Annotated in this window: 11 protein-coding genes; 6 read left to right on the forward strand and 5 right to left on the reverse strand. The window is 45.7% G+C overall.

Translation table 11 applies throughout. The features are described 5' to 3' along the window. Positions 1–24 precede the first annotated feature (24 nt). Together VRK_RS16680 and VRK_RS16685 are read right to left on the reverse strand one after the other, a co-directional pair. Positions 25–498 (reverse strand): GNAT family N-acetyltransferase, encoded by a 474-nt coding sequence (locus VRK_RS16680; protein ID WP_059122418.1) that lies wholly within the window; start codon positions 496–498, stop codon positions 25–27. A 196-nt stretch (positions 499–694) separates the two neighbouring features. Then, positions 695–1123: a GNAT family N-acetyltransferase gene (locus VRK_RS16685; protein WP_059122419.1), complete on the reverse strand. Its 429-nt coding sequence runs from the start codon at positions 1121–1123 to the stop codon at positions 695–697. A gap of 232 nt (positions 1124–1355) precedes the next feature. Here VRK_RS16685 and VRK_RS21600 point away from each other — a divergent pair, with 232 nt between their 5' ends. Then, complete coding sequence (locus VRK_RS21600; protein ID WP_269431947.1) at positions 1356–1490, forward strand: hypothetical protein; 135 nt, start codon at positions 1356–1358, stop codon at positions 1488–1490. Between the two features lie 57 nt (positions 1491–1547). Here VRK_RS21600 and VRK_RS16690 read toward each other — a convergent pair whose 3' ends face one another. Next, complete coding sequence (locus VRK_RS16690; RefSeq protein WP_059122420.1) at positions 1548–2492, reverse strand: D-2-hydroxyacid dehydrogenase family protein; 945 nt, start codon at positions 2490–2492, stop codon at positions 1548–1550. Positions 2493–2824: 332 nt separating this feature from the next. Between VRK_RS16690 and VRK_RS16695 the strand changes: the two genes are divergently transcribed. The 4 genes from VRK_RS16695 (at position 2825) to VRK_RS16710 (ending at position 4432) form a co-directional block, all read left to right on the forward strand. Further along, the gene (locus VRK_RS16695) at positions 2825–3184 is read left to right on the forward strand and encodes a hypothetical protein (RefSeq protein ID WP_059122421.1); all 360 of its coding nucleotides are present in this window, start codon (positions 2825–2827) and stop codon (positions 3182–3184) included. Continuing rightward, entirely contained in the window at positions 3174–3686 is a 513-nt protein-coding gene (locus VRK_RS16700; protein WP_059122422.1) for a hypothetical protein, read from the forward strand. The genes VRK_RS16695 and VRK_RS16700 overlap by 11 nt, the downstream gene beginning before the upstream one ends. A gap of 94 nt (positions 3687–3780) precedes the next feature. Next, complete coding sequence (locus tag VRK_RS16705) at positions 3781–4023, forward strand: hypothetical protein (protein WP_157371942.1); 243 nt, start codon at positions 3781–3783, stop codon at positions 4021–4023. Further along, complete coding sequence (locus VRK_RS16710) at positions 4013–4432, forward strand: hypothetical protein (protein ID WP_059122424.1); 420 nt, start codon at positions 4013–4015, stop codon at positions 4430–4432. The genes VRK_RS16705 and VRK_RS16710 overlap by 11 nt, the downstream gene beginning before the upstream one ends. Positions 4433–4549: 117 nt before the next feature. Here the strand turns inward: VRK_RS16710 and VRK_RS16715 are convergent, their stop codons facing one another. Both VRK_RS16715 and VRK_RS16720 read right to left on the reverse strand, forming a co-directional pair. Further along, complete coding sequence (locus VRK_RS16715; protein WP_059122425.1) at positions 4550–7594, reverse strand: AAA family ATPase; 3045 nt, start codon at positions 7592–7594, stop codon at positions 4550–4552. 9 nt (positions 7595–7603) lie between these two features. Next, a complete protein-coding gene (locus VRK_RS16720) occupies positions 7604–8737 on the reverse strand; it encodes an exonuclease SbcCD subunit D (RefSeq protein ID WP_059122426.1) in 1134 nt (377 codons plus the stop codon). Positions 8738–9254: 517 nt separating this feature from the next. Here VRK_RS16720 and VRK_RS16725 point away from each other — a divergent pair. Beyond that, entirely contained in the window at positions 9255–11513 is a 2259-nt protein-coding gene (locus VRK_RS16725) for a two-partner secretion domain-containing protein (RefSeq protein WP_059122427.1), read from the forward strand. Positions 11514–11542 lie beyond the last annotated feature (29 nt).

Consider the following 11542-nt stretch of genomic DNA (forward strand, 5'->3'; position numbering starts at 1 on the left):
AGAAATGACACAGAATTTTGAACACTACCTTACGAATTTTTCCACCAGCGCTCGGGTCATAAAACGACTATGCGGATCTTCTTGATAATGAGCAAATGGCCCGCAATAACGGAAACCAAATTTTTCGTATAGCTTTCTGGCCGGGCGAAAGAAGTCATGAAATCCCGTTTCAAGACTGACTTGCTGATATCCTCTGTCAATTGCGATATTGAGTGCATGAATAAGAAGCTTGGTGGCTACACCGGATTGGCGGGCAGACTTCGAGGTTCTCATTGATTTCAACTCAATATGCTCAGGGGTCAGTTGTTTGAAGGCTAGACAACCTTGCAGTTCATCGCCGTGCCAACCGCTAAAGAAGGTAATTTCCGGAGATTTTAGCGCATTCATATCTAAGGCATGTACACTTTCCGGGGGAGAATTACTGTACATATCTGCCAGATGTTCTTCGAGTAATCTGATTACTTCTCCACCGGATAAATCATCGATTTTGATTTCCATATGCTGAATTTTTCCTTATTTGTATGAGGTTAAATAAGGTGAAGGTTTGTCCGAATGCCGTGCTAAAATTTCTTGTTCACCATAAAAATCGTTATATATCAAAATGTCGCACAGAACAAATCTCTTATGTGCTGTTATGTATATTTGATACAAAATCTGGGGTCAGATTCTATCGCTGCTTACGTTTTGTTGCGGTTTAATCGAGTGATTTAAATAAATACTTTGGCGATTCTACATACCCTTGTCGGCCATAAAAGCGGTGTGCATCCACTCGTCTGAAATTGCAATGAACTTCAATGCGATCACAGCCGCGCGCTTTCGCAATATCAACAGCGTGAGACTCAAGCATAGCCCCGACACCCTCACCCCGGGATGCTTCAGAGACACAAAAATAACTAATGCGGCACAAATCCCTGGGCAAAGCGAGCTGTGGAATAAAGTGCAGAGAAATAACACCAATCACCACATTCTCTTTAACAGCGATCAGGAGAACATCGTCGTCATGGGAGATAAGTTGAGTGATTCGGCTTTCAATAAATGGTTCTGTACCGGGGTAACCAAGTGACTCGAGTAGTGCTGCGATGGCTGCTGCATCAGATATCGTTGGCTCTTGAATATCGATCATGAATTGCATCCTTTCTTTAACTATAAGACCTTTTCCAGTGATGGAGGAGTATCAACACAACTGGGTGACGGAATATATTATGATTTAGATTGTTCGGTGATCAATGAACTGACACAATTCGTCCCAATTTTGATCAATGAGAGTTAAATTTGGTCGTGACACTCATTTATGTCTTCACTCATTCAGAACAGAATTAAAAAATAAAAACTAGTCCAATCAAAAGGTGATCGATGTGCTGGATATGATAGCCGAAGAAGGGCACCCCGATTTACAAAATGTGTGTCGATTGGATCTATATCTGGACGACAACGCAAAACTAGTTCGTTATGAAGAAACCGACTTTCTGTTGCTGAATTTCTGCTGGTGAGTTATACGCTAAGACCCACCAGCAGGAAAACTATACGGTGATTCCCGGTCATCGAATTTATACCGTCTCTTTCAAGTACGCCAAAATATTCTCGAAAGCGATTTTGAAATATAGCTCATAACTATTTTTCTCAACATAGCCAATATGAGGGGTTGCGATGACGTTTGGCAGTGAGAGTAACGGTTCGTGATGAATTGACGCAGGTTCAGAATCAAACACATCAATCGCAGCTTGTTTAGTCGGAACCGCACTAAGCTCGTTGTATAGCGCTGATTGTTCAACCAGCTCCGAACGACTCACGTTCAGAAAGAGGGAATCCGGTTTCATTTGTTTTAAATCGTCAGCGGTAACACACGCTCGTGTGGCATCATTGAGACGTAAATGCAGTGAAACAATATCCGCAGTGGAGAAGAATGCTTGCTTTGACGCCGCAGCTTCAAAGCCGTGTGCTTGAGCGAGCGCCCGGGACTGTTCACTGCCCCAGACGACAACGGACATTTCAAATACTTTCGCATATTGAGCGATTTTCTGTCCGATATTCCCGTAGCCCCAAATCCCGAGTTTGAGTCCCTTTAGTGTGCGTCCTAAACCAAGTTCACCGGCACTTTGCCATTGGTTGTTTCTGAGGTTTGCAGCATAGGCCGGGATATGGCGACTGGCAGCCATCAGCAAGGCCCAGCACAATTCAGAGGGGGCTACCGGTGAGCCTCGTCCTTCTAACACAGTAATCCCATATTTCTCGCACAATTGAACATCAATATGCTGGCTCACTTTACCTGTCTGACTAATCACTTTGAGACGGGGAAGCTGAGCAAGCAGTGATTCAGTGATGGTGGTACGCTCTCGAATCAAAACAAGTGCTTCGGTGTCTTTGAGTCTGGCAACCAACTCTGGCTCAGCATAGGTTTCAGTTAAAACGGTCACGTCATGCGCTGACAATAATTTGAAACAATCCAAGGTTTTGACCACATCCTGATAGTCATCCAATACTGTTATTTTCACGAAAAGCTCCTTGTTCTATGCGTGTCAGCTAAGATCGCCCAAATTTGCCCTTTCACTGGGAGGCAATCAACAGCGTCCATCATTGATGAACATCGCTATACAGTCAACTCTGGTAGCAGCGCCTCGCATGATTAGCCTTGTTTGGACAATATGTCTTGTCTGTTTTTGAAAAAGGAGTGAACAGATACACTATTGTATGAAAACTTGTTTAAAGAGGTTAAATATTGGAACCTCTGCTCATATTCTTTTACTCAGTTAATTAACGACTATGCAATCAAGTGCAATTTATTATGATGTATCCATTGTACTTATTTTTGATGATGAGAGGCACGATGCCAGTCGCTCAAATAAAAAGTGATTTTTGCTCTATCAGCGGTTTTGTTCCAACATCGAGAACAGTCGATGCCATTAATGACATGAACGATGTGATTAACATGAGTTCATTATTAGAAAGAATCCTCATGTTTGTTCCCGCATTTCAGATATTTGCGGGGCGGAACACATACACAAGTGTGACGTTAGCTTCTACAGCGAAAAATATAAAAGACTATGATTGGGTGATGTTTGCTCAAGCCCTTCAGTCGGTCGAGGCCGTGAAACGAGAAAGGTTAGAGAAAATCGCTTTTCAAACTGCTATGTTATCAATGGGAAAAGAGAGAACCTTCTGGGAGTGTGTTTACAATGCTTTATAAGCAAGTGCGTTCTAAAATAATGCGTGTTCAAAACTGGCTGATGATAGTGCTGTGTTTTTTCAGTTATTCAGCCAATGCGACATCGATACATGACTATTTACGGCAAAAAATGCTGACAAGTTATGACAATTTGAACGTGAAGATCGAACAATGTCGCCACAAAAGAGCAAAAGTGGCTAAAGATGATATTAAATCGGCTTGGTTGTCTTCACTGTCTCGGGAAAAAAAAGTGATGGTCGTATCTATTTTGAGTGAAATGGCAAACGATCAATGTGTCGCAGAAGAGAAGGCTCGCTATAGCCAAGATTTACTGAACTATGTCGCAGAAACCGGAGATAAAACAAGATTAGATGAGTGGCTAAAAATTCAGAAAACATATCGGCCGCAAGCATTGGAATCGGAGTTCCAGCAACTGGACATGCAGCAGATCGAAAAATTATCGGCGCAACCCCCGTTTAATGCGCCATTTAATCCGCTGCAACTGATGAGCGTGTATCAGTGAGTCGTGGCACTTAACTACGAATTTTTACCGTCGATCCGGTCAGTGAAGGCACGACATCAATCCGCAATGCCATTTGCTCTTTCAGATCTGCAACGTGAGACGAGGTGCAGGCGGAGCACAGTTTCTCGATAATATGACCACCTCGGGCGATGCCCCGGATGATGTGATTGCTGTGAAGGTTGGCTTCAAACTATATCAGGATTACAGCGATTCGTTAGCAACATTGACCTCATCGGAGTTAATGAAACGGTTGGAGCAAGCGAGTTTTTCTGACGCAGCTCGTGACATTCATTTATGTTTTCACCCCCACAGAAAAGAATTAGAAAATGAAAGCTAGTCCAGTCAAAATAATTCGAATGATTCTTTTATTGATATGCATCGGTTTTATCGTTGCTTTTTTCTTTCCGAAACGGATGTTCATTCATTACAACAACCCAGAAAAGCCGATACAGGTTTGGCTATATCAGTATGACGATACATCAGAAATCAAAGATGTTTCACAAGGGCCAGTGATGTTTGTCATTAAACGGCCATGGCTAGCGACTTTTTTCTCACCGGATATTTTGGCCTCAGTCAGTTGGTCTTACAAAAATCAGCGTTCAGTGATTGATGCGCTGGATATGATCGCCGAAGAAGGGCAACCCGATTTACACAATGTGTGTCGATTGGACCTCTATCTTGACGACCATGCAAAACTGCTTCGCTATGAAGAGACCGACTTTCTGTTTTTGAATTTCTGTTGGTGAGTTTTTGGCGGTAAAACGGGAAGTATTGCCCTCTTTCGACCGAAAAATAAAGAACCGTTAGGGCGTGTATCTACCATGCGTATGCAATCATGACTCGGCTGATGTTTCCCCCAGCGCTTAACGATGCACTTTGACGGTTGATCCAGTCAGTGAAGGCACGACATCAATCCGCAATGCCATTTGCTCTTTCAGATCCGCGACGTGGGAGATGATACCGATCATTCGCCCGGTTTGTTGCAGATCAACCAGCGTCTGGATCGCCAGATCAAGCGATTCCGGATCTAAGCTACCAAAGCCTTCATCAATGAATAAGGTTTCCAGCCGGATACCACCACTGTATGACTGAACCACATCAGATAAACCTAAAGCGAGCGCCAGTGCTGCCATAAAAGACTCACCACCGGATAGTGTTGCCACATCGCGGGTTTTGCCGGTGTAACCATCTTCCACCACCAGATCAAGACCACGACCAGCGATGCCTTTGAACCCCTCTGTTTTCCGCACCAGCGTATAGCGGCCTTTACTCATTAAGCTCAGCCGCTGAGAGGCCTGAATCAGAACGTCATCGAGCAAGACCCCCAATACAAAACGATGCAGACTGATCCGGCTCCCCGTTTTGCCGCTGGCGACGTCATAGAGAGTGCCGTAAACCTGATACTCTTTTTCCAGTTTGGCGTTTTGCGCGTGTAGCCGAGCAATATCTTGGCGCACTTTTTCCAATCGTTCGAAGGTTGAGTGGATGGCATCAAGCTGCTGACGAGCGTCGGTATAGGTTTGTTGTGTCTGAGTCTGGGTTATATTCAGCGCTTCCAGATCCGGTCTATGGGCATCTTTCAAGGCTGCGGTTAAGTCAGCCAGTGTCTGTTCCAGACGGGTTTGGGTCTGTTTGAATTCATCCAGCTCTTGCTGCCACTGCTGGATCTCCTGCTCGGTTCTCTGACTGTCGAGGTAGTGTTGTTCATCGTTGAAATGGCTCACCGCCAGTGCTTGGTGCCATTCGGCTTCTGCTACAGTCAAGCGTGTTTTGGCTTGTTGCAGTAACTCCTGATTGGTGGTGATCTGACTGTTGAGGTTCGAATAAGCCAGTGTTGCTTGTTGCAACGCAGTCTGTGTGGTCGTCAATGCTTGATTAAGGGTATCGATCTGTTGCTGTATCGTAGCTATTTCCTGATTAATTTTAGTGACGTTGTCACGATTTGGGTCAATTGATTCGCTGAGCTGGCGCAATTGCTCCTGACTGGCACTCAGCTGGGAATCGTTAACCACGATTTGTTGCTGGAGTTCGGCCAGTTTGTGTTCTCCGGTTTCACAACGTTGATTGAGCTTTGTGACGGCTTGCGTCATGTGTTCCGGATTGAGAGTGGATAAGTATTGCAGGCGGTCATGTTTGGCTTGCAAATCTTGTTGGAGCTGTGCCGGCTGAACTGAAGCTTGCTCACCAAGTTGTGTGGTTAACTCATTCAAGCGCTGCTCGGTCTGGGTGATCAATGCTTGATGTTGGTCGAGCTGAGCGCAAAGCTGATGATAGTGCTGCCATGCCTGCTGCTGTTCAGCACGGGCTTGCCGTATTTGCGCTTTAGTGACTTCGGTATCGGTTAAGACTGCAGGGGAAGGGTGCTCACAACTGCCACAGACCGGACACGCCTCACCGGGATGAAGTTTCCGGGCCAGAATGGCAGCTTGCACGTTGTGCCACTGCATTTCTAACTGGTCAGCTTGTTGTTGCGCTGCTTCAAAGGCTTGTTTTGCTTGTTGGATAGCTGCGGTTTTTTGTGGTGTCTGTTCCACCGCTTGCTGACGCTGTTTTTGAAGGCTTGCAAGCTGATTGAGGTCGGTCGCTAAACGCTGCATACGGGCAATTTCAGCTTCAATTACTGGTTTTTCAGCCATTTCAGTTTGGGCTTTCTCGAATGCCTGTCGGGCTTGCTCGGCTTCGCGGATCAGTTTTTCTTTATAGTCAATATATTGGGTCTGAGTTGCCTCAAGGCGCTGTTTCTGGCTGGTATATTCCGCGATCTTGTTTTCGAGAGCTTGTTTTTCGGCTAGTTTGGTTTTGAGATTTTCTAACTGATAGCCCGTTTTCGTCAGTTCAGGAACCTGCTTGGCTCGTTCTGTTGCTGCATCGAGTGCGGCTTGTTTGTGCTGCTGTTCAGTTTGCGCTGCGTCGCGTGCTTGTTCCTGAGTGGTGATTTTTTGCTGAAACTCGTCTACTTGCTTGGCTGCATTGATCCAATTGACATAAGGCAGTTGGATTTTGGCCGCATTGCGCGCGGTCTCCAGCTGTTGTTGCTTTGCTACCATGTGCATGCTTTGTTCGAGATGAGTGTTCAGTGCCGATTGCGCGTGACTGAAGCGGTCAAAATCCTGATTGAGCGCTTGCGCTTTTTGAATTTCGGATTTGATCTGATTGAGGGCAGACAGGGCGGTTTGCTCTTGATGACGGGCCGCTTCGAGCTGTTGGGCAAATTCGCTTTGTTGTTCATCGAGTGCCGGTTCAGAGGTGACACCGGCCACTTGTAAGGCACCGCGAATCTGGTTATCGAATTCGTTTTTAGCTTGGCTGATATCACTGGCTTTATCTTTGAGTGCAAATTCGATTTTCTTATAGATATCAGTCTGAAACAGTTGACCGAAAATGGCTTCCCGATCTTTGGAGCTGGCCAGTAACAGCTCGCGGAATTGCCCTTGGGGTAGCACCATCACCTGACGAAACTGTGTTTCATTGAGACCAATCAAGGTCGTCACTTCGGTTTTGACCTGCGCGGTTTTGGCAGTGATGAGTTTTTCTGCATCAATATCGGTGATGTCATACAGCGCTGCACTATGCTTGCGGACGGTGGTCCCTTCGCCGCGACTTTTGGGGACTTGCTGTTCCGGGCTGCGGGTGACCCGGTAGACTTTATTGTGCAGGGCAAAAGTCAGGGTGACTTCTGTCGGGGTATCGGCGCTGGCGAGATCACTGCGCATTTGAACGCTCTGACGTTCATTACCGGTAGTTTTGTCATACAGGGCAAAGCAGATTGCATCCAGAATCGAGGTTTTGCCTGAACCGGTCGGGCCATTAATCAGAAACAGCGGGTGACGCCCCAGACGGGTAAAATCAATCTGTTCGGTTTTAGCAAACGGGCCAAAGGCCTGCATGGTCAGTTGTAATGGTGTCATGGATGTCTCTTACTGCCGGGTCAGTTGGTTGATGATGTCGCTGATAGCGCGATCTTGTTCTGCCGATAATTCGTTATCTTGCACTTCAACGAAGAAATCGCGAAACATGTCGATCTCACTGCGGGCCAGTCTGGCCGTTGCCATGGTTTGTTCAACGCCAATCAACATGCCCGGCTTTTCCAAATGCAGCACATTGGGATAGACGGTGCGGAGTTTTTCCATCGGATTGAGAATGGCGTGTTTATCCGTCAGCCGCACCAGCAGATAATCGTGATGCTGTGGATCGGTTTTGCCCTGTTCAAGAATGGTGTTCAGCTCACCCTCAAGGATCCGCATTTCATGCGGTGCGGTGAGTTCGACCCGTTCGGCAGAGACAAAACCGTCCTGATTCAATTCGACCAGTGTGAATCCTTTCTTGTGATGCTGTTCACTGAAGCTGTACTTCATTAAAGAGCCGGAATAGCGAATGTGCGCCGCACCTTTTTGCTGAGGCTGATGCAAATGGCCGAGGGCGACATAGTCGAAATCGATAAAATGTTCATGGCTGACCCGATCCGAGCCCCCGATCGAAAGTGGTCTTTCGGACTCGGACTCAATTGCCCCATCGACAAAACAGTGACTGATCAGCACCTGTTTTTGGGTGGAAGAAGCGTGCTCGCGAACTTTCCGGGTCAGTAACTGATGGGCTTCATCGTGTGTAGAGACTGAAGTATGAAACGCGGCCCGAACGGTTTCAGGATCACTGTAAGGAATGCCATAGAAGGCGACCTCACCGGCAGATTGACTCTCAAGGATAACCGGTTCCAGCATTTGGTCAAAATCACTGATAATGTGCAAGCCGGCATTTTTCATCTGCTCAGCTCCGAAGCCGAGCCGTTCTGCACCGTCGTGATTCCCCGGGATGAGAATCATCGGTGTATTAAGGGTGCCGCAAATCTGGTTGATGACTTGATTCAAGAGTTCGATTGCCACCGTCGGCGGCACGGAACGATCATAAATATCACCGGCAACAATCACTGCATCAACCGGGTTTTCCTCGATAAAAGCGACCAATTGTGCCAACACGGCTCTTTGATCGGCAATCAGTGAAACGCTGTGAAACTGGCGGCCAAGGTGCCAGTCTGAAGTATGGATAAATTTCATCAGTGTTGATTTCTTGAGTCGTGAGCCAGAGCGGCATAGGTAAAGTTCGGAAGACCAAAGACTAGCTTATCCGAGCTGAACTGCAAAGGGAATGGTGTCGGGTCATCGTTGTTGAACTTTGACGCCTGAGTCGTAAAACGCTGTACATGGTGGCCAAAGAATCGGTAAAGCCGTAAGCACTTATCGTCGTTTATATATCATTAAAATAAATGTAATTGGACGATGACAAGTTAGTTTTTGAATATATTAATACTGACGCCGGTTGATTGAATTCTGATAATGCCTGGCGGCTATTTGTGAACAAAATATTATTATAAATGTTCACTTGTTGAATTTTATATCAGTGATATGATTTGCTCACTGAAATTGACATTATCATGACATAAGAAAAGTTAATTCGTTAGGGGTTTATCATGATTTGATAAACGTTTTCATTTAAATGTAAAAATATCTCTGAATCGTAGGTATCACATTGGCTAATATAAATAGGAAACTGAACGTCGGATATGGGGCTTCGGTGAAATACGTATGGCTCATTATTTGTCTCTCTTTGATTTCAATATGTCACTCGGCAGTGGCAGCTATCAATGTAAAAGATGAAGGCAGCCGTGCTGATCAAACATCTGTGCTCAATCAATCCGGTCAATATTATGTCCGGATTGCGAAGGCAAATGAGCAAGGGGTATCGGTAAATTACTTTAAAACGTTTAATGCGCAAGGAAAAAATATTGTCTTGCTCAACTCGTTAGTGATGAACCCGAAAATCGGCAACTCTCCGGCTCAGACGATCGTATTGGTCGTCGATCAAAATCAACAGGCAAATATTCAATCGGTTCGGGTTGAGGGACATGCGGCAGATGTGGTGCTTGTTGCTCCCGGCGGAATTCAGTGTCAAGGCTGTTCTATCGAGAATACCGAGCGGGCAACGCTCGCAACCGGTACCGTGCAGTTGGAGAATGGCGAACTGACGGGGATTGATGTCAGCGGTGGGACGGTCACAATTAACGGTAACGGACTGGCGGCGACCGATTTATCGTTATTAGATATTGCCGCAGGTCGTGTTTTGGTTGATGGCCCGCTCCGTACTAATATGAAAGGCAGCCTTTCAACTCGCAACCATCAGGAAGTGAAAGAAATTGATGCCGGTGGTAATTTAGAAGTCTCGAATGGTGACGTTCAAATTATTGTGGGTAAAAACCACTTCCGTTATACCGACCGTCGGTCTGATGCGCATTATCAACAGTTTAATCGTAAATCTTATCAAAACGCATCAAACGCCTTAGAGATCACCGATAAAGGCCGGATTTCAGTCGGTAACCTTCACCTTGAATCAACTTATGATTTAGGGTCTATTTGGGTCAAAGGGTTAATTAAAACACAGGGCAACTGGACGTATGTCGGCCGATATAATGAACGAAGTATTATTCCTTTAGAGTCGGTTTCGATTAAATCAAATGGCAATATCTACTTGTCTGAGCAAATTATTGCCACCAATAAAGTTGATGTTGAATCCACCCGGGCAATTCATATTGCCGCATTGTCTGCAGGTAATAATTATCTGCTCGATAGTATTCAGGGCGCAGAAATCAAAGTGGTTGCGGTTGGTGACATTAAAAACCTTGGTGCAATTTCCGGGGAGTCTGTTTATTTTACCGGACAGAGTATTGTCAATGAGGGGGATATTGAAGCGACTCGCGACCTTTACTTGAATGGTCAGAGCGGGGTGAAAAACCAATATGGCGGTATTATTCTGGGTGAGAATATTGAGTTAACTTCTCAGCAGGATGTTATCAACGGTCAATATTATCCGTTCAAGCCGGCTGAAATATGTGCAATGCTCCGTGTAGTCAATCGTTCTCCTTCGATTGAAGTGGGTGGGAAATTAGCGGTACCGCCGTTTAAAGGATGTGGCAAAGTTGCCGCAAAATCTCTGAGTGCTTATATCTTAGGTCAGAATATCAAGGTCGTTGCTCAGAATTTTACCAATGCCAACCCTTATGAAGTCTCAAGAAACAGTTATACCGATCCCGAACTCAATTTAGATTTGACTCAGAGTGAGCAAGTGGTCGTTTCTGCCGAATCGATCATGGATATCCGAGTGAGTGAACGGTTCTGGAATATGTCAGCGCTTGTCGAATCCTGGACGGGCAACGTCATTTTACAGGCACCGATTATCGATAATGAACGTTACCATATCTGGGCCGACACGTATGTGAAAGTAGTCGGTGACCCGAACGGGACCCATACCAATCAAAATATTCAGTACCTGAAGGTGCTGTCGCCTCCGGCAAAACTAAATGTCGGTCAGGATCTGATTCTGAACAGTGACATGCTCAATAACGAGCATAGTAGTGTTGAAGTGAAGCGCGACGTTTCCGGTTCGGTCAATAAAATCTGGATGGAAGGGCTGAAAATTCGGGATATTTTTGAACAGACCACCGTCACGCCGCATTCAAAGCGTTACTGTAGTAAGCGTGTATTTGGCCACTGCATCAAACATAAGAGAAAACATTGGACGACGTCCAGCGTTGCACTGACCAAGAATAGTAAGACTGCTGAGTATCCATTTATCTTCCTTGTTGACGGACATATTCATGAAGGCTTCGGCAGTGAATACAGCATGTTGCAGAGTATTACCTTCGGCCCTGAAGCATCTGCTTATGATCCCAAACCGATGCCCCAACCGGTGAAACCCGGAAAACCTGGAAAATTCGTTCCGATTACCGCCAGCGACGTGACCTTCTTTGTCCAAAATCCTGATTATAAAGGGGATTAATCATGGTCTATCGTCATGTATTCGTGAAT

The sequence above is a fragment of the Vibrio sp. MEBiC08052 genome, assembly GCF_001506075.1.
Lineage (GTDB): Bacteria > Pseudomonadota > Gammaproteobacteria > Enterobacterales > Vibrionaceae > Vibrio.